Annotated in this window: 19 protein-coding genes; 14 read left to right on the top strand and 5 right to left on the bottom strand. The window is 68.4% G+C overall.

The window, feature by feature from the left end; translation table 11 throughout:
* Positions 1–49: 49 nt before the first annotated feature.
* From ACVFYP_RS23700 to ACVFYP_RS23655, 10 genes are all read left to right on the top strand, one after another.
* Positions 50–988, top strand: a complete 939-nt coding sequence (locus ACVFYP_RS23700; RefSeq protein WP_499202701.1) for an NAD(P)-dependent oxidoreductase — start codon at positions 50–52, stop codon at positions 986–988.
* An 89-nt stretch (positions 989–1,077) separates the two neighbouring features.
* Positions 1,078–1,677, top strand: coding sequence for a glutathione S-transferase family protein (locus tag ACVFYP_RS23695; protein WP_499202995.1), 600 nt, complete (start codon positions 1,078–1,080; stop codon positions 1,675–1,677).
* Position 1,678: 1 nt separating this feature from the next.
* Positions 1,679–2,899: a CaiB/BaiF CoA transferase family protein gene (locus ACVFYP_RS23690; RefSeq protein ID WP_499202700.1), complete on the top strand. Its 1,221-nt coding sequence runs from the start codon at positions 1,679–1,681 to the stop codon at positions 2,897–2,899.
* Positions 2,896–3,492, top strand: coding sequence for a carboxymuconolactone decarboxylase family protein (locus ACVFYP_RS23685; RefSeq protein ID WP_499202699.1), 597 nt, complete (start codon positions 2,896–2,898; stop codon positions 3,490–3,492). The genes ACVFYP_RS23690 and ACVFYP_RS23685 overlap by 4 nt, the downstream gene beginning before the upstream one ends.
* Positions 3,489–4,340 (top strand): amidohydrolase family protein, encoded by an 852-nt coding sequence (locus ACVFYP_RS23680; RefSeq protein ID WP_499202698.1) that lies wholly within the window; start codon positions 3,489–3,491, stop codon positions 4,338–4,340. Before ACVFYP_RS23685 ends, ACVFYP_RS23680 begins: the two co-directional genes overlap by 4 nt.
* Before the next feature lie 31 nt (positions 4,341–4,371).
* Positions 4,372–5,358, top strand: coding sequence for a Bug family tripartite tricarboxylate transporter substrate binding protein (locus ACVFYP_RS23675; protein WP_499202697.1), 987 nt, complete (start codon positions 4,372–4,374; stop codon positions 5,356–5,358).
* A gap of 4 nt (positions 5,359–5,362) precedes the next feature.
* Complete coding sequence (locus ACVFYP_RS23670; protein WP_499202696.1) at positions 5,363–6,328, top strand: Bug family tripartite tricarboxylate transporter substrate binding protein; 966 nt, start codon at positions 5,363–5,365, stop codon at positions 6,326–6,328.
* Entirely contained in the window at positions 6,325–7,305 is a 981-nt protein-coding gene (locus ACVFYP_RS23665) for a Bug family tripartite tricarboxylate transporter substrate binding protein (protein WP_499202695.1), read from the top strand. Before ACVFYP_RS23670 ends, ACVFYP_RS23665 begins: the two co-directional genes overlap by 4 nt.
* A complete protein-coding gene (locus tag ACVFYP_RS23660; protein WP_499202694.1) occupies positions 7,302–8,072 on the top strand; it encodes an enoyl-CoA hydratase/isomerase family protein in 771 nt (256 codons plus the stop codon). The genes ACVFYP_RS23665 and ACVFYP_RS23660 overlap by 4 nt, the downstream gene beginning before the upstream one ends.
* 28 nt (positions 8,073–8,100) lie before the next feature.
* On the top strand, positions 8,101–9,069 hold the full coding sequence (locus ACVFYP_RS23655) for a Bug family tripartite tricarboxylate transporter substrate binding protein (RefSeq protein ID WP_499202693.1): 969 nt from the start codon (positions 8,101–8,103) through the stop codon (positions 9,067–9,069).
* Positions 9,070–9,087: 18 nt separating this feature from the next.
* On the opposite strand, the gene ACVFYP_RS23650 is transcribed toward ACVFYP_RS23655, so the two are convergent.
* Positions 9,088–9,825: a class I SAM-dependent methyltransferase gene (locus ACVFYP_RS23650; protein ID WP_499202692.1), complete on the bottom strand. Its 738-nt coding sequence runs from the start codon at positions 9,823–9,825 to the stop codon at positions 9,088–9,090.
* A 127-nt stretch (positions 9,826–9,952) separates the two neighbouring features.
* Here ACVFYP_RS23650 and mutM point away from each other — a divergent pair, with 127 nt between their 5' ends.
* The 4 genes from mutM to dnaA all read left to right on the top strand — a co-directional run bounded on the left by mutM (position 9,953) and on the right by dnaA (position 13,961).
* Positions 9,953–10,852 (top strand): bifunctional DNA-formamidopyrimidine glycosylase/DNA-(apurinic or apyrimidinic site) lyase, encoded by a 900-nt coding sequence (mutM, locus tag ACVFYP_RS23645; RefSeq protein ID WP_499202691.1) that lies wholly within the window; start codon positions 9,953–9,955, stop codon positions 10,850–10,852.
* A gap of 75 nt (positions 10,853–10,927) precedes the next feature.
* Positions 10,928–11,704, top strand: coding sequence for an enoyl-CoA hydratase (locus ACVFYP_RS23640; RefSeq protein ID WP_499202690.1), 777 nt, complete (start codon positions 10,928–10,930; stop codon positions 11,702–11,704).
* Between the two features lie 118 nt (positions 11,705–11,822).
* Positions 11,823–12,101 (top strand): 30S ribosomal protein S20, encoded by a 279-nt coding sequence (gene rpsT / locus ACVFYP_RS23635; RefSeq protein ID WP_499202689.1) that lies wholly within the window; start codon positions 11,823–11,825, stop codon positions 12,099–12,101.
* A gap of 333 nt (positions 12,102–12,434) precedes the next feature.
* The gene (gene dnaA / locus ACVFYP_RS23630; protein ID WP_499202688.1) at positions 12,435–13,961 is read left to right on the top strand and encodes a chromosomal replication initiator protein DnaA; all 1,527 of its coding nucleotides are present in this window, start codon (positions 12,435–12,437) and stop codon (positions 13,959–13,961) included.
* Positions 13,962–14,073: 112 nt separating this feature from the next.
* Here dnaA and ACVFYP_RS23625 read toward each other — a convergent pair whose 3' ends face one another.
* Genes ACVFYP_RS23625 through ACVFYP_RS23610 form a run of 4 tightly spaced genes read right to left on the bottom strand, consistent with a single transcriptional unit; the run spans position 14,074 to position 18,712 of the window.
* A complete protein-coding gene (locus ACVFYP_RS23625; RefSeq protein ID WP_499202687.1) occupies positions 14,074–15,102 on the bottom strand; it encodes a hypothetical protein in 1,029 nt (342 codons plus the stop codon).
* Positions 15,103–15,105: 3 nt separating this feature from the next.
* Positions 15,106–16,089 (bottom strand): substrate-binding domain-containing protein, encoded by a 984-nt coding sequence (locus ACVFYP_RS23620; protein WP_499202686.1) that lies wholly within the window; start codon positions 16,087–16,089, stop codon positions 15,106–15,108.
* Positions 16,086–17,255, bottom strand: a complete 1,170-nt coding sequence (locus ACVFYP_RS23615) for an amidase (RefSeq protein WP_499202685.1) — start codon at positions 17,253–17,255, stop codon at positions 16,086–16,088. The genes ACVFYP_RS23620 and ACVFYP_RS23615 overlap by 4 nt, the downstream gene beginning before the upstream one ends.
* A complete protein-coding gene (locus ACVFYP_RS23610; RefSeq protein WP_499202684.1) occupies positions 17,252–18,712 on the bottom strand; it encodes a 4-hydroxyphenylacetate 3-hydroxylase family protein in 1,461 nt (486 codons plus the stop codon). Before ACVFYP_RS23610 ends, ACVFYP_RS23615 begins: the two co-directional genes overlap by 4 nt.

The following is an 18,712-nucleotide window of genomic DNA, read 5'->3' as shown; positions in this document are numbered from 1 at the left end:
GGTCATTACTCTGGCCTTTTGGCTATCATAGCCCGACAGGACACGTCCCATGCAAGCCATCCAAGGCGAATCCCTTCTCGTGATGACCGCGGTGCCCGCCGATCTCCGCCAGGCGCTGGAAGCCGATGGGCATAGCCTGGTGGATCTTTCCACCCTGCCCCCCGGCCCGGTCACCGGCTTCCGCATCGGCGTCAGCAGCGCCATGGCCGGCTGCGATGCCGCGATGTTCGCCCGCATCCAGGGCATGAAGCTGCTGGCCAGCACCGGCACGGGGCTCGATCGGATCGACCTGAACGCCGCCCGGGCGGCGGGCTGCGCGGTGCTGAACACGCCGGATGTGCTGACCGAGGATACGGCGGATTTCGCCATCGCCCTGCTCTATGGCATCGCCCGGCGGGTGATCTATGCGGACCAGTTTGTGCGCTCCGGCGCCTGGACCAAGGGCCGGCCGGAGTCCGGCACCCGCCTGTTCGGCAAGACCTGCGGCATATTTGGCCTGGGTCGCATCGGCGCCGCCGTGGCCCGCCGCGCGCAGGGCATCGGCATGAAGGTCCTGTGGTCCGGCCCGCGCCCGAAGCCGGAAGCGCCCTGGACCTATGTGCCCAGCATTGCCGAGCTTGCGGAACAGTCGGACGTGCTGGTGATGTGCTGCCCCGGCGGCAAGGAGACCGCCGGGATCGTGGATGCGGCGATCCTGCGGAAGCTGGGGTCGGCCGGATTCCTCATCAACATCGCCCGCGGTTCGGTGGTGAATGAGGCCGCGCTGGTCGCGGCGCTGCGGGATAGCACCATCCGCGGCGCCGGCACCGATGTCTTCCAATCCGAGCCCGTGCCCGATCCGGCGATGCTGGAGGCGCCCAATCTGGTGGTGGCGCCGCACTACGCCTCCCTGACCCGGGAGACGCGGGTAGATATCGTGCGGATGATCGTGGACGGCATCGCCGCCTTCCGTGCAGGCCTGCCGCATCACGACGCGACGCGGGGGTAGATCCCAAGGGACAGACTGGACGCACCCCTCCGATCCGGATTAAGGTCATAGGACTGACCTAAGTAGGTTCGGAGGAAACAACCGTGTCCATGCTGCTGCACTGGTCGCCGCGCTCGCCCTTCGTGCGCAAGGTGATGATCTTCGCGCATGAGACCGGTCTGGCGGATCGCATCACCACCACCCGCACCGTGGTGGCGATGAGCAAGCCGCATGCGGCGCTGATGACCGAAAACCCGCTGAGCAAAATTCCGACGCTGCGTCTGGAAGACGGCGCGGTGCTCTACGACAGCTACGTCATCTGCGAATATCTCGACACGCTGCATGGCGGCCCGCGCCTGATCCCGACGGAAGGCCCGGCGCGATTCCTGGAACTGCGACGCCACGCCATGGCGACCGGATTCCTCGACCTGCTGATCCTGTGGCGGAACGAGCGCGACAAGCCGCATCCGATGCCGGAACTGCTGGCGGCCTTCGAGGCGAAGGCCAAGTCCGCGCTGGCGGCGGTGGAAGCGGAGATCGACAGCATCCCGCGCGGCCTGGCGCAATTCACCCTGGCGGTGCTCGGCAGCTACCTGGATTTCCGTTTCGCCGATATCGACTGGCGCGCCACCTGCCCGCGCTTCGCCGCCTTCCATGCCGAGTTTGAAAAGCGCCCCTCGATGCAGGCGACGCTGGTGACGGAAGGCTGAGATGGCACAGCCCGCGCGCACCGGCCCGCTCTCGCATTTGCGGGTTCTCGACCTCGGCCGCATCATGGCGGCGCCCTGGTCCACCCAGATCCTGGCCGATCTCGGCGCCGATGTGATCAAGATCGAGCGCCCCGGCGTCGGCGACGACACGCGCGCCTGGGGGCCGCCCTTCCTGAAGGATGCGGCGGGCAATCCGACCAAGGAGGCCGGCTACTTCCTCGCGGTGAACCGCGGCAAGCGTTCCGTCACCATCGACATCACCAAGCCCGAGGGCCAGGCGGTGGTGCGCAAGATCGCGCAGACCGCCGATATCGTGGTGGAGAATTTCAAGGCCGGGGCCCTGGCCAAATACGGGCTGGACGCCGCCAGCCTGCGCGCCCAGAAGCCGAGCCTGATCTGCTGTTCCGTCACCGGCTTCGGCCAGGACGGCCCGCGCGCCGACCAGGCCGCCTACGACTTCATGATCCAGGCCATGGGCGGGCTGATGAGCGTGACCGGCGCGCCGGAGACGCCGCCCCAAAAAGTGGGCGTGCCGATCGTCGATCTGATGACCGGCATGTACGCCACCGTCGCCATCCTGGCCGCCGTGGCGCGGCGGGCGGAGACGGGGCAGGGCGAGACCATCGACCTCGCCATGCTGGACGTGCAGGCGGCCTTCCTGGCCAACCAGGCGATGAACCATTTTGTCGGCGGCCGCGTGCCGCAGCGGGCGGGCAACCGGCATCCGAATATCCAGCCGCAGGACGTGTTCCCGGTCTCTGACGGGTTCATCGTGCTGGCGGTCGGCAATGACGGGCAGTTCGCAAAGCTGTGCGAGGCGATCGGCCGCGCGGACTGGGCGCAGGACCCGCGTTTCGTGCGCAACGCCGACCGCGTGAAGAACGAATCCTTGTTGACGCCACTGCTCACCCAGCGTTTTGCCGATTTCACCCGCAGCGATCTCACCGCGCTGTTGGATGCCGCCGGCGTGCCCTGCGGGCCGATCAACACGGTGCCGGATGTCTTCGCCGACCCGCAGATCCAGCACCGCCAGATGCTGCGGCAATTGCCGCATCCGCATGGCAGCGTGCCGCAGGTGGTCAGCCCGATCCGCCTGACCGACGCCCCACTCAGCTACGACCGGCCGCCGCCCCTGCTCGGCCAACATACGGAGGAAGTGCTTGCCGAACTGGGATTGGATGACGCTGCCCGCGCGGCCCTCGCCGAGGGAGGCGTGACATGACCGCCCCCCGCATTCCCCTGCCCACCCGCGAGGATCTGGACGAGGCGCAGCGCGCGGTCTGGGACAAGGTGGTCTCCGGCCCGCGCGGCCAGGTCATCGGCCCGCTGCGTGCCGCGATTCACAATGCGGAGCTGGCCGGGCGCTGGTCCGCGCTGGGCGAATCGCTGCGCTTTTCCACCAGCCTGCCGAAGCGCCTTTCGGAACTCGCGATCTGCGTGACGGGCCGGCGCTGGAGCGCGCAGGTGGAGTGGTTCGTCCATGCCCGCACCGCCGAGCAGAATGGCATTTCGTCCACGATCCTGGATGCGATGCGTGAAGGTCGCCCGCCTGTCTTCGACAAGGCGGACGAAAAGCTGGTCTATGAATTCGCCCGCGCCCTGCAACAGGAAGGCCGCGTGCCGGATGCGATCTACGCTGCCGGCGTCGAGGCTTTTGGCGTGCGCGGCGTGGTCGAGCTGACGGCACTGGTGGGCTACTACACCATGGTGTCGATGACGCTGAACGCGCATGGCATTCCGCTGCCCGATGGCGAGGTGCCGCCGCTGACGGCGCCGGAACGCGGGCTGTTCACCTTGCCGGAAGCGGCTGCGTGACCGTCGCCGCGCCCAGCGTCTCCGCGCCCAGACACGCGGTGCCGGCGGGCGCCTGTGACACGCATACCCATGTCTTCGACACGCGCTTCGCGGCCGGCCCCGCGCCCTATGCGTTGCCGCGTGCCGACCTCGCCACCCATGCGGCGATGCGCGCCACACTCGGCACGCCGCGCGCGGTGCTGGTGCAGCCGGCGCCCTATGGCCGTGATCCGGCCTGCCTGCTGGATGCGCTGGCGCGCAGCGGCGGCACGCTGCGCGGCGTGATGAGCGCGGAGGCCTCGGTCAGCGATGCGACGCTGGAGGAATGGCACGCGGCCGGCGTGCGGGCCCTGCGCTTCGTCGAGATGCAGGCGCCGAATGGCGGCGGCCGCTATCCCGGCAGCATCGGCGTCGACGCGCTGCGGGCGCTGGCGCCAAGGCTGCGCGCGGTGGGCTGGCAGGCGCATATCTGGGCCAGCGCGGCGCAGTTCTCGGAACTTCTGCCGGAACTGATGCCACTCGGCGTGCCGTTGGTGCTGGATCATCTGGCCATGCCGGATGGCGTGGCGGACCCGGCCTTCGACACTGTGCTGCGCCATCTGCGGGATGGCGACGTCTGGGTGAAGATCACCCTATGCCGCGTGACGCGTGGCGCGTCGGCGGAGACTTTGCGGCCTTTGCAGGATGCATTGGTCGCGGCCAATCCGGATCGGCTGCTCTGGGGCTCGGACTGGCCCTATGTCCGCATGGAGCCGCCGCCTGATGCGGGCGCGATGCTGGATCTGTTTCTCGACTGGCTGGGCGATGACGCGCTCGCCCGTCGCATCCTTGTGGACAATCCGCGGGAGCTGTTCGCCTTCGAAGACTGACGACCAAGAACAATCAAAGGAGGATACAAGAATGAACATCACCCGCCGCGCCACAATGGGCGCCACCTTCGGCGCCCTAGGCCTTGCCGCGCTGCCGCGCCTTGCCAGCGCCCAGGCGGCCTTTCCTGACCAGCCGATCCGCATGATCGTGCCCTTCGCCGCGGGCGGCCCGGCCGATATCATCGCGCGCATCACGGCCCGGGTGATGTCGGAGCGTCTCGGCAAGCCCATCGTCATCGACGCGCGTGCCGGCGCCGGCGGCGCCATCGGCGTGGATGCGGCGGCGAAGGCCCGGCCGGATGGGCACACCATCGTCATGGCCAGCAGCGGCGCCATCGTCATCCTGCCGCATCTGCAGGCCAGCATGCCCTATGACGCGCAGAAGGATCTTGCGCCGATCACCCAGGTGCTGGCGGTGCCGCAGATCATCGCCATCGCGCCGGGCCTTGGCCCGAAGAACCTGGCGGAGCTGGTGGCGATGGCCAAGGCGCAGCCCGGGGCGCTGTCCTTCGGCTCGGCGGGTGTCGGCTCCTCCCTGCACATGGCCGGCGAGTTGCTGAAGATCCGCGCCGGCATCGACATCGTCCATATCCCCTATCGCGGCGCCGCACCGGCGGTGACGGATCTGCTGGCCGGGCGCATCCAGATGCTGGCGGCGGACGTGCCGGCGCTGCTCAGCCATGTGCGCGCGGGCAGCGTGCCGGCGCTGGCCGTGACCTCCGCCGAACGGCTTAGCATCCTGCCGGACCTGCCCACCGCCATCGAGGCAGGCGTGCCGGATATGATCAGCGAGACCTGGTACGGGCTGCTCGGCCCGGCCGGCATTCCGCGGGACCGCCAGGCGATCCTGTTCGAGGCCGCCCAGGCGGCGCTGCGCGATCCGCAGACGCGGGATGCGCTGGTCGCCCAGGGCGGCCGCGTGGTCGGCAGCAATCCGGACGATTTCGCCAGCTTCATCCGCCAGACCTCCGCCACCTGGGCCGAAGTGGTGCGCATCAACAACATCAAGCTGGATTGATCCCATGCAGCGACGCACGCTTCTTCTCGCCGGCGCCGCCCTGGCCGCCTCCTCCGCCGCGCGGGCACAGGGCTGGGCGCCGTCCCGGCCGATCCGCCTCGTCGTGCCCTTCGCACCAGGCGGCGCGGCGGACACGGTCGGCCGGTTGCTGGCGGAGCCGCTGGGCACCGCCCTCGGCCAGACGGTGACGATCGACAACCGCCCGGGCGGCGGCACCACCATCGGCGCGCAGGCGGTGGCGCGGTCGGCACCGGATGGGCTGACGCTGCTCTACGCCACGCCGAATGTGCAGATCCTGAACCCGCATCTGATGCGCAACCTCAGCTACGATCCGCAGAAGGACTTCACCCCCGTCATCGCGATTCTGCGGGCGCCGAAGCTGCTGGTGGTGCGGCCGGATTTCCCGGCGCAGGACGTGGCGGGGCTGATCGCCTACGGCAAGACGAAGTCGGAAGGCCTCACCTATGCCAGCGCCGGCGTTGCCTCCTCCGGCCATCTGGCCGCGGCGATGTTCGGGCAGATGGCGGGGCTGGAGATGCTGCACATCCCCTTCCGCGGCACCGCGCCGGCGACGCAGGATGTGATCGCCGGGCGCGTCGACTTCATGATGGACAATATCGCCACGCTGCTGCCGCTGGTGCGCGACGGGCGGATGCGGGCGCTGGGCGTCAGCACGGCGGAGCCGGCGGCGGCGGCGCCCGAACTGCCGCCCATCGGCCGCACCCTGCCCGGCTTCCACGATGCCAGCTTCAACTACCTGCTGGCACCGGCCGGCACACCGCCCGAGATCATCGCGCGGCTCAACACGGTGCTGAATGAGATCCTGGCCTCCCCCGCTCTGACCAGTCGTTTCGACGTATTGGGCATCGAGAAGCTGGGCGGCACGCCGCAGGCGCTGGAGGCCATGGTGAAGGAAGAATACGACCGTTGGGGTCCCGTGATCGAGCGCGGAGGGATCCGGCTGCAATGAACCCGGCCCTCAGCCGTCGCGCGCTGATCGCGGCGGGCCTTGCGGCGTCGTCCGCTGGGCCGTCCCTGGCGCAGGCGCAGGATTTCCCCAGCCGTCCGCTGCGGCTGATCGTGCCCTATGCAGCCGGCGGTTCCGCCGATGCCTCCGCGCGCCAATTGGCGGAGGCGATGGCCGGCCCGCTTGGCCAGCCCGTGGTGGTGGAAAACCGCCCGGGCGGCGCCGCGACCATCGGCGCGCAGGCGGTGGCGCGCGCGGCACCGGATGGGCTGACGCTGCTCTACGGCACGCCGGCGCCGCAGATCATCAGCCCGCATCTGATGCGCAGCGTGCCCTATGACCCGATCCGGGATTTCGCGCCCGTTTCCGGCTACAAGCGCGCGCCGAACCTGCTGGCGGTGCATCCCTCCGTCCCCGCGCGCAACCTGGCGGAGCTGATCGCCCTGGCCAAGGCGCGGCCGGGCACGCTGACCTTTGCCTCCTCCGGCGTCGGCTCCTCCTCCCACCTGGCGGGGGAGTTGCTGAAGTTCATGGCGCAGATCGACATCACCCATGTGCCCTATCGCGGCACCTCCGCGGCGCTGACCGACCTGCTGGGCGGCACCGTCTCCATGGCGCTGGATACGCTCTCCGTGCTGCTGCCGCAGGCGCGGGACGGCCGGCTGCGGGCGCTGGGCGTGACCACGCCGGAGCGTTCGAAGCTGGCGGCGGATGTGCCGGCCATCGCCGAAACCCTGCCGGGCTTCGACGCCGCGCCCTTCAACTACATCGCCACCACCGGCGGCACGCCCGCGCCGGTGGTGGCGAAGCTGAACCAGGTCATCGTCACCATCCTGCGCCGCCCGGACTATCTGGCGCGGATGGAGGAGCTGGGCGAGGAGGCGACACCCTCCACGCCACAGGAGCTGGCGGCGGTGATCGAGCGCGAAAGCGCGCGGTGGAAACAGGTGATTGAGGCGGCAGGGATACGCGTGGAATGAGCTATTCGACTTTGCGGTTGGAGGTGGCGGATTTCGTCGCCACCGTGACCATCGACCGCCCGCCGGTGAACGCCCAGAACGGCGCATTCCGCGAGGAGATCGTGCAGGTCTTCGACGAACTGCACGACCGCGAGGATGTGCGCGCGATCGTGTTGACGGGCGCGGGCAAGACCTTCTCGGCCGGCGCTGATCTCAAGGACAGGCCGGATCGCAGCGCGCCCGGCGCCTTCCCGCGCCACAACCGCCTGGTGCGCGCCGGCTTCGACTGCGTGCTGGAATGCGAGAAGCCGGTGATCGCCGCGGTGAATGGCGCCGCCATCGGCGCTGGCTGCGTGCTGGCGCTGTGCTGCGACATCCTGGTGGTGGCGGAGGAGAGCTTTCTCTCCATGACCGAGGTCGATGTGGGCCTCGCCGGCGGCGTGAAGCATGTGCGCCGCCACCTGGGTGAATCCAATGCGCGGCTGATGATCTACACCGCGCGCCGCATCACCGGGCCGGAGCTGTACCGGATGAACGCCGCTTCCGTCTGCGTGCCGCGTGACAAGGTGGTGGAAGCCGCGCAGGGCATCGCGGCGGAGATCGCCCAGAAGGTGCCGCTGGCGGTGCGGGCGGCGAAGCGCAGCTTCCAGGTGACGGAAGATCTGCCGCTGCATGAGGGCTATCGCTACGAGCAGTCGCAGACCGTGGCACTGGCATCCACCGAGGATACGCAGGAGGCGCTGCGCGCTTTCGCGGAGAAGCGGAAGCCCGTCTTTAAGGGTCGCTGACGTCCCAAAGGCTGGGGAGGAAACGACAATGCGATTCACCAAACGGGGGCTGCTCTCAGTGGCTCTGACCACCCCCTTCGTCGCGCGCGCACAAGAAGCATGGCCGCAGCGCCCTGTGGTGCTGGTGGTGCCTTTCGCCCCCGGCGGCCCGGTGGACAATGTGGCGCGGCCGGTGGCGGAGGGTCTGCGCCGGCGCCTGGGCCAGACGGTGGTGGTGGAGAACCGGGCCGGTGGCGGTGGGCTGGTCGGCAGTCGCGTGGTCGCGGCGGCGCGGCCGGATGGCTACACCATGCTGGTGGGCTCACCCGGTCCGCTAGTGATCGCGCCGGCGGCCGGCGCCGCGGATGCGCCGGACCCGTTGCGGGCGCTGGCGCCGGTGGCGCTGATCGCCGACAGCCCGCAGATCCTGGCGGTGGCAAAGGACCTGCCGGCGACGAGCCTGGCGGAATTCGTGGCCCTGGCGAAGGCGCGGCCCGGCGCGCTGAACTTCGGTTCCGCCGGCATCGGCACCACGCCGCATCTGGCGATGGAGTTGCTGGCGCAGCTCGCCGATATCCGGCTGGAACATGTGCCCTATCGCGGCACCGGCGCCGCCCTGCCGGACCTGATCGGCGGCAAGATCGAGGCACTGTTCGGCGATATCTCCGCCCTGCTGCCGGTGACGGACACCGGGCGGGTGCGGGCGCTGGCGATCACCGCCGATACGCGTTCGCCCCTGGCCCCCTCCATTCCCACTACGGCGGAGCTGGGCTTCCCGGCGCTGGTGGTGCGCAATTTCCAGGCGCTGCTGGCCCCCGCCGGCACCCCGCCCGCCGTGTTGGACCGCATGGCGGCGGCGCTGGGGGAGGCCTTGGGCGATGAGCAGGTGCGTGCCGCGCTGGACCGGATCGGCGCCCTGCCGGCGCGCAGCGGCCCGGACCATCTGGCCGCCTACCTGGCGGCGGAACGTGCGACCTGGGAGCCAGTGATCCGCCGCATCGGGCTGCGGCTGGACTGAGGGGTTCTGGCGGCGGCCCTACAGCCGCCAGCCGGAATGGATGGCCACGATGCCGCCTGAGAGGTTGCGATGCGCCACCCGTTCCAGCCCGGCGTCGCGCATCATGCCTTCCAGCGTTTCCTGATCCGGGAAGCGGCGGATGGACTCGGCCAGGTATTCGTAGCTGTCGCGGTCCTTGGCGACGCGGGCGCCGATCTCGGGCAGGACCTTGAAGGACCAGATGTCGTAGACTTTCGCGAGTGGCTCGATCGCGACTCTCGAAAATTCCAGGCAGTGGAAGCGGCCGCCGGGGCGCAGCACGCGGCGGGCTTCGCGCAGCACGGCGGATTTGTCGGTGCAGTTGCGCAGGCCGAAGGCGATGGAGACCTTTTCGACCGAGCGGTCCGGCAGGGGAATGTGTTCCGCATCGACCACGGCGAAGTCGAGGCCGGTGGTGATGCCGCGGTCCAGCGCCCGCTTCTGCGCGACTTCCAGCATGGCGGGATTCACATCGGTGAGGATCACACGCTTGGCACCCCGCGCCAGGGCGCCGAAGGCGATGTCCCCCGTGCCGCCGGCCAGGTCCAGCAGGGTCTCCCGCGGCGACGCCGCGATGGCATTCACGAAAATGCGTTTCCAGATGCGATGGATGCCCAGCGACATCAGGTCGTTCATCAGGTCGTAGCGGGGGGCCACGCTTTCGAAGACCTCCCGCACCAGGGAGGCTTTTTGGGTGCGCGGCACCTCGCGGAAGCCGAAATCGGTTGTGTCGCTCATCGCCCCATCCTGCCCGTTCGGCGGGTGCCTTGCCAGTGCCGCGCCCCCGCACGACAACACATGGTACCGCGCCCCACCCAGGCCAGCGCCCCGCTGTGCCAATGGCTCGCGGCAGCACGGAAAAAAGATGCCGGAATTGCCGGAGGTGGAGACGGTGATGCGGGGGCTTCGGGCGGTGCTCGAGGGGCGGCGCATCGCGCGGGCGGCAACGATGCGGGAGGGGCTGCGCTGGCCGTTTCCGGAGGGGTTGGCGCGGCGGCTGACCGGCGCGACGGTCACCGGCTTCCGACGGCGCGGCAAGTACATGCTGGCGCGGCTGGATACGGGCGAAAGCCTGCTGATCCATCTCGGTATGTCGGGGCGGATGGTGGCGCGGCCAATGGCCGGGGCGGCCATGCCTTGGATGGGGCCGAACGGCCTGTTTTCCGACGCGCGGGGCCATAACCAGCCGCCGGAGGCGCATGAGCATCTGGTGATGGAGACCGAGGACGGCACGCGGGTCGGCTTCGTCGATCCGCGCCGCTTCGGCAGCGTGGATCTGGTGCCGACCCTGGCCGAGGACTCGCACAAGTTGCTGATGGGGATGGGGCCGGAGCCGCTGGAGGACGGGTTTACCGTCGCCAGCCTGTCAGACGCCCTGGCGGGCAAGGCCACGCCGATCAAGGCGGCGCTGCTGGACCAGCGGGTCGTGGCGGGCCTCGGCAATATCTATGTGGCGGAGGCGCTGTTTCGCGCGCGGATCTCGCCGCGGCGCCTGGCGGGCACCATTCCCGGGGCGCGGGCGGTGCGGCTGGTGCCGGCGGTGAAGGCGGTGCTGGAGGAGGCGATCGGCGCCGGCGGGTCCAGCCTGCGGGATTATGTGCGGGCGGATGGCGAGCTGGGCCGGTTCCAGGACAGTTTCTCGGTGTACGACCGGGAGGGCCAGCCCTGCCCGCTATGTCCCGGCCCGGGCAGCGGCTGCGCGGGTGTTTCCCGGATTGTGCAGTCCGGGCGCAGCACCTTCTACTGTGCGCGCACGCAGCGTTGAGCGGAGCTCACCAGGCGGCGTTGAGGTGATCCGGCGGCTGCGCTACCGCTTGGGCCGCAGAAGGGGAGACGGCGCATGGCCTACGAAATGATCCTTGTCGAGACCGAGGGCCGGGTCGGTCTCATCACCCTGAACCGCCCCAAGGCGCTGAACGCGCTCTGCGACCAACTGATGACGGAACTGGGGGAGGCCCTGCGCGCCTTCGACGCCGATCCGGCGATTGGCGCCATTGTGGTCACCGGCTCCGAAAAGGCCTTCGCGGCGGGCGCCGACATCAAGGAAATGAAGGACCGCGCCTTCCCCGCCATCTACTTCGACGATTTCATCGGCAAGCGGTGGGAGGATGTGCTGCGCATCCAGAAGCCGGTGATCGCGGCGGTGGCCGGCTTCGCCCTGGGTGGTGGCTGCGAGCTTGCCATGATGTGCGACCTGATCCTGGCCGCCGACAATGCGAAATTCGGCCAGCCGGAGATCAATCTGGGCGTCATCCCTGGCGCCGGTGGCAGCCAGCGCCTGACGCGGGCCATCGGCAAGTCCAAGGCCATGGAGATGATCCTGACGGCGCGCATGATGGATGCAACGGAGGCGGAGCGCGCCAACCTGGTGGCCCGCGTGGTCCCGCTGGCGGATCTGCGGGCGGAAGCGCTGAAAATGGGCGAGAAGATCGCCAGCCTGTCCGCGCCTTCGGTCGCCATGGCGAAGGAGGCGGTGAACGCGGCCTTCGAGACGACGCTGCATGAGGGCGTTCGTCTCGAAAGGCGGTTGTTCCACTCACTTTTCGGAACCGAGGACCAGAAGGAAGGCATGGCCGCCTTTGCCGAGAAGCGAAAGCCAGATTTCCGCCATCGGTGACAGTCCCGCGAAAGCCGCGCATTGACTCCCGAAGGCGCCAAAGGGTAGTAACCCGGCCTTCGCCGATGGGTCACACCATCGGGCCCTGAAACTTTTGACTGGTCAGACACAGAACGCCATGGCGAACACGGCTTCCGCGCGCAAGCGCATCCGGCAGACCGAGAAGCGCACCGAGCGCAACCGCGCACGCCGTTCCCGCGTGCGCAGCTTCCTCCGCAAGGTGGAGCAGGCGATTTCCGGTGGTGACAAGGCGGTGGCCCAGGAAGCCTTCAGGGCCGCGCAGCCGGAAATGCAGCGCGCCGCCGACAAGGGCGTGTTCCACGACAACACCGTCGCCCGCAAGCTGTCCCGGCTTTCGGCGCGGATCAAGGCCCTGGGCGCTACCGCCCAGGCTTGATCTCCAGTCACGCCTGCATAAAGCAGGCGAGTGCTGAATAGCGACATTCCTACTTCTACCATTGTCTTGAAGCAGCCTGCCGGAAGGTGGGCGGCTTCATGCTGCTTTGGGGAGTTGGATGATTGTTGCTGTGGTGACTACTTTATTCAGCAGCGTCACGATTTCCAAAACCCAGAGTAATCATTTGCGCCGGCCCAGCGCGTCGCGGTAGCCTCGGCTCAGTCGCGCTCATCCCCCCGGAGCTGCGCGCCTGTCCTTCGCGGCCGGATCCTCCGCTGCCGATCGGTCAAATGCATCGCCCGCAAGGGCCCACGAGGTTGGCAGGTGCATCACATGGAGAATACGGTCGGCCCGTCGTCTCCGTCCTCCCCCACCCAGGTGGCGGAGGTCTGGGCACGCATTCGCGGCAGATTGAAGGAAGAGGTCGGCGAGGTCGAATACCGCACCTGGCTGCGGCAGATGACCTTGTCCGCCGTGCAGGGGGAGGAGGTAATTGTCCTTCTGCCCACACGCTTCCTGCGCGATTGGGTCCGCGGCCATTACGGCGACCGTTTGCGCGCGCTGTGGCAGGCGGAACTGCCGGTGATCCGTCGCCTGGAGTTCCGGGTGATGCCGGACAGCCGTGCCGGTGAAGCCCGCGCCCAGTCGCTGGCGGAGCCGCGCCCCATGCCCGCCATCGAAACCCTGCAGTCCGAGGACGCCGTCCCGCCCAGCCGAGCGCCCGCCCGCAGCTTCGCGGCGGAGCCGGCCGAGACGACCGGCCTCGCGGAACCGCTGGGCCGCCCCGCGGAGCCCCGCCCCGGCGATGCGCGCGGGGACTGGACCGCGCCGCTGGACCCGCGCTTCACCTTCGACAGCTTCGTCGTCGGCAAGCCGAATGAATTCGCCTATGCCTGCGCGCGCCGCGTCTCCGAACGGCCGGCCAGCCCGGGCTTCAACCCGCTGTTCCTCTATGGCGGCGTTGGGCTGGGCAAGACGCATCTGATGCATGCCTGCGCCTGGGCCATCCGCGACCACGGCGCGGCCGATGGCCGGCCGCCGCTGACCGTCGCCTATATGTCCGCCGAGAAATTCATGTACCGCTTCATCGCGGCGCTGCGCAGCCAGAGCACTATGGAGTTCAAGGAAAGCCTGCGCAGCGTTGACGTGTTGCTGATCGACGACCTGCAATTCCTGATCGGCAAGGACAACACCCAGGAAGAGTTCTTCCACACCTTCAATGCGCTGGTGGATGCCGGCAAGCAGATCATCGTGTCCTCCGACAAGTCGCCTTCCGACCTGTCGGGCATCGAGGACCGTCTGCGCACGCGGCTGGGCTGCGGCATGGTCGCCGACCTGCACGCCACCACCTACGAACTCCGCATCTCCATCCTGCAGGCCAAGGCGCAGAGCCAGGGCGTGCCGGTGCCGGCCAAGGTGATGGAATTCCTGGCTCACAAGATCACCTCCAATGTCCGGGAGCTGGAGGGCGCGCTGAACCGCCTGATCGCGCACGCCAATCTGTTCGGCCGCCCGGTGACGCTGGAGGGCGCGCAGGAGGTGCTGCACGACATTTTGCGTGCGCATGACCGGCGTGTGACGATCGAGGAAATCCAGAAGCGGGTGGCGGAACACTACAACATCCGCCTGACCGACATGTCCTCCCCCCGCCGGGCGCGCGCGGTGGCGCGGCCGCGGCAGGTGGCGATGTATCTGGCGAAGCAGCTCACCAGCCGGTCCCTGCCCGAAATCGGCCGCCGCTTCGGCGGGCGCGACCACACCACCGTGATGCACGCCGTCAGCCGCGTGGCGGAGCTGATGCAGGCCGACAGCGCCTTTGCGGAAGATGTCGAGCTGCTGCGCCGGATGCTGGAAACCTGATTCCTGCCCTCAAGCGCCGGGAGCGCGCTTGGCTCGTCGCGCCGAAGGCGTGCCTTCGTCACGACGCATAGGCGGCGGCCGCCCAGCCGGCCTTGCCGGCTGGCTCTCCCGATTAGGCCGCCTTCGCGACGTGCTGCGGCAGCACGGCGGCCAACAGATCCTCCAGCAATTCCGGCAGCGCCAGCGGTGTGGCATCGCCGCCACCGCGCCCGAAGTGGCCGGCGGCCTCCGCCGGCGTCTTGCCCAGGCGATGCGCCAGGCGGCGCAACGCCTCCGCGCATTGCTGACGCGTCGGCAGCGCCGTGAGGGCAAGCTCCGGCGCCAGAAGGTCGTTCGCGCCGGTCAGCGCCAAGCGCGCGTCACCCACCTGCCGCGTCGCCACAATGCCATGCGCCGGGCGCTCCGCCTTCGCCACCACAAAACTGCGATGCGTCAGCCCTGGCGCGACCCAGGAGATGCGGCGCGTATAGATAGGACCGAAGCGCGACAGCGCCTCCGCCACCGCCTGCGCCATGGCATTGTGCATCTCGACATAGGCGCGCTTTTCCGCCGGCCCCCATTTCCAGCGGGAGGCGGAGACGCGCACCGCGGTGGAATCCGCGCGCCAGGGCGAGACGGCATTGCCGCGATCCTCGAACAGGCCGGGATCGTCGTAGAGCACGGCCGGTGACGTGCCGCCTGGATAGGTCAGCATATGCTCATAGGGCACCAGGCCGAGCGGCTCGCTGATGACCGCGCGATGCACCACCACGCCACTGGGATGGACTAGCGGCGCCAGGCTCAACAGCGCCTCCGGCTCCTCCTCCGCGCGGAAGGCCAGCAGCACCGGATCGGCTGGCGCGGTGGGCACGAAGCCCGCGGCGATCAGCGCGGCATTGATGCGGCGATGCTCGGTCGAGAGGATATAGGGCTTTGTTCGTGTGCAGGGCAGCAACAGCAGCACATGCTCACGGGCCTCGGGCAGCTTTGGCACGTAGTCCTTGCCGACGAACGCTATCCAGGCGGCGATGCGCGGATGCTTCAATGAATCCACATTGTCCTGCGGCGAATACAGCGCCAGTGACGGATCCAGCGTGAAGGGCGCGCGGAATTTCTGGGCGGATTCGATAAGCCGCTGGGCGCGGTCATCGGTGGTGACCATGGGTCAGGTTTCCAGCAGCGAGGCGGGGAAGAGATCCTCCGGCATCAGGTCGCGGGTCAGCAGGCCCTCGGCGCGGATGTAGCGGATCAGGGTCGCGAACATGTCGCGATTGGCGGCGAAGCCGGTGGACCAGAAGGCAGGGCCGAGCAGGCGTTCCGTCTCCTCCAGCTGCTGGGCCAGGAAGGGCAGGCCGACGGCCAGCGTCGCGCTGTCATGCAGCCGCAACCGCGCCAGCCGCTGCGAGTCCGCGAAGGCGTTGTACAGCGCGCGCGGCAGCCAAGGATTGTCGTCCACGAAGTGGCGTTTCACGGCGATGAGGTGCATCGGCGGAAAGATTTTCGTGCGCGCGAAATAATCCAGCTCCGCCGCCATCGGATTGGCGAAGAGGCGTCCCACCTTGTCAGGCGCGCTGAAAAAACTGTCAGGCGCGCGGGCGGTGTAGAGGGCGTCGATGTCGCCCGATTCCAGCATCTCGGACAAGCTACGATCGGTGACATGCTCGATGCTGACACCATCCGGATATTTTTGGGGATGATCCTCGCCGGCGCGGGTCTCGTTCAGCCCAGCATTGACGTAGACGGGCGACCGCCACGGCAAATCGTAATGTTCATCGAAGACGCCGCGCAGCCAGACGGCGGCGGCCATGTCCCAGACCATGGTGCCGATGCGCTTGCCCACGAGATCGGCCGGCTTGGTCAGCCCCTTCGCCTTGTTCACGAAGACGCAGGAGAAGCGGAAATGCCGCGAGGGAAAGACCGGGATGCCGACGTAATCCTGCTGCGGCCGATCGAAATGCCGCAGCCAGGTGGCAATGGGGAATTCGCAGCAATCGAAGCGGTGCTGCGTCATCTGCAGATTGAACAGCGGTTGCAGCGGCATGACGGTGGTCTCCGCCGCGACGCCCGCGATCGACACGCGGCCTTCCGCCAGCGCGCGGGCGCGATCGCAATCCGAAACGCCGATGGTCAGGCGCAAAGCGTGGGTCATGACAGGCGGGCTCCAAGCGCTTCGGCGGCGGCCAGCAGCGCCGCATCCTGATAGGGTGCACCGATCAGCGACAGGCCGATGGGAATGCCATCCAGCGTGCCGGCCGGGATATTCACCTGTGGCAGGCGGCACAGGCTGGCGACGCAGGTCAGCGCGAGCGTCCTGTCACGGAAGGCGACCTGCGCGGAAACCGGCGCGTCGCGGAAGGGTGGCAGGTCATGCGCCGTCGGCATCACCAGCACGCCATCCGTGCCGAGCAGCGCATGCATCCGTGCGGTCAACCTCTCCCGCGCCTGCCAGGCGATGGCGATGGCATCCTGTGTGACGGTGGCAGCGAGTTCGATGCGATCCGCCACGGCGGGGCTGAGCCGTCGGCCTGGCTCCCGCGCCCAGGTGCCATGGGTGGTCCAGAGCTCGCCGAGTTGCAGTGGCCGAAACGTGTCGAGCCAGTGCGCGGCGCCTTCCGCATAGAGCGTGATGCTTTGGGCCGGGCCGAGGCCCTGGGCCGCGTCGCGCAGGGCGACACCAAGCGTGGGCAGGGGAATCTCAAAGGCATCCTCGGCGATCAGCAGGCGCGGCACGACTTTGGGCGCGGGGCCGAAGAAGACCTCCCCGATGCGGCGCAGCAGCGCGGCATCCCGGGCGAACCAGCCCACCGTGTCGATGCTGGGTGCCATCGGCATCACGCCGGCGACGGAAACGCGGCCATGCGTCGTGCGGATGCCGTAGAGGCCGCAGAAGGAGGAAGGCACGCGGACGGAGCCGCCGGTATCCGTGCCGAAGGCGAAGTCGCAGAGCCCGGCGGCGACGGCGGCGGCGGAGCCGGAGGAAGACCCGCCCGGCACGCGGTCCGGCGCGCGCGGATTGATCGGCGCGCCGTAATGCGGATTCTCGCCGAACAGCCCGCTGGCGATCTCATCCGTATGCGTCTTGCCGATCAGCGTCGCCCCGGCATCCAGCACCGGCAGCAAGGCGGAGGCGGTGGTGAGCGAGACGGGCGCATCGCGCAGCCGGTCCGGATTGCCCCAGCCGCTGCGCGTGCCCGCCACATCGAACAGATCCTTCACCGCGAAGGTCAGGCCGGCGAGCGGGCCGGTGGCGGCGCCCTCGATGCGGATGTCGCCATGCGCGACGAAGGCGCTGGCGCGGATTTTTTCCAGGCTCATTCCGCGGCGGCCTTGTGGGTGGTGCGGTCGAGGCCGTAGCTGTCCATGAAACCCTCCACGAAGCTCTTCTCCCGCGCCCAGTCGTGGAAGCGGTAGCTGTTGCCGCGCGTCACGAAGGGCGCGCCGGAATAGAACATCTCGTATTGCAGATGGCGCGATCCGAATTCGGAACCGATTGCGTCCCAGACAAGCTTCATCAGCTTCACGCGACCTTCGCTGTTCGTCACCGGGGAGCGTTGCGCGGAATGGATCAGCCCCTCGATCTCGCCGCTGTCGAAATCCGCCGCGGAGGAGGGCACCATGATGACGCCACCGCCAGCGAGGCCGCGGATGGCTTCGATGAATTCGGGATAGGTGGTCTGGGCGATGACCTGGGCCGTGACAAGCATCGGGCGGTTGGGCACGAAATAGCCGTGAAATTCCTCGCCGGCTGCTTCCATGGCGACAACCAACGCCTCGATGTTCTGGGATTTCGCTGCGAGCAGGCCGAGTGTCTCGCGCGTCTGCGGAAAGCCCAGAATGCCGTTCACTTCGGCTACCTTATGGGCCAAGCCGAGCAGAAAACGCAGCTTCACCATCAGGCGGACGATGCATTGGTAGTTCTGCATCACATGCGCCCGCGTCTCATGCCACTGCGCCTGGGCCATGCGCAGGTCCTTGTGGACGAAGACGCGGTCCCAGGGGATTTTCACATCGTCGAAGAATACCACGGCATCATTCTCATCGAAGCGGGATGAGAGCGGGTAGTCGAAAGTGGAAGTGGCGGCGGCCTCGTAGCTGCGGCGCGAATGCAGTTTCACGCCACGTGTCGCCATGGGCGTGACGGCGGTGAAGGCAAAAGCCTCGTCGCCGGCGCCAAGCGCAGCGAAGCCAGAGACCATCAGGTCATTCGCCATGATGCCGCTGGTTGCGAGCATCTTGGCGCCGCGGATGGTGATGCCGTGGCTGTCCTCATCCACCACGCTGGCGACCAACCCGCCGCCGGGCTGATCCTTTGCGGATTTGGATTTGTCCGCCTGCGGATTGACGATGACGTAGGACAGGAAGCGGTCCTCGTCACGCGCCTGCCGGAAGTAATCCGCCAGCGCCGCGGCGCGCTTCGGCTCATAGGCGTGCAGGCCCATCATGAAGCCGACGAAGGTGGAGGCGACATGGTCCGGCGAGCGGCCGATCATGCCGCAGCTCTGCTCCGCCCAGCGTTCCATGGCGCGACGGCGCGTGACCAGCTCCGCATGATTGCGGGGCAGCAACCAGGACAGATTTGCGCGCGCGCCTGTCTCGGTCGCGAAAGTCATCTCGTCGGCATGCCGCGCCTGGTAGTCGTACAGCGCGGCAGCGGAGGCAACGGCGCCGGCGAAAGCGGGATCGGTGGTGACATCCTGCACGCGCCGGCCATCGATGAAGATGGTGCGGTCATCCCGCAGGCTGCGCAGATGGGCGGCGCCGTCCTTCACCAT

The organism is Roseomonas sp. F4 (assembly GCF_053891155.1).
This window is presented reverse-complemented; position numbering and strand designations above follow the sequence as displayed.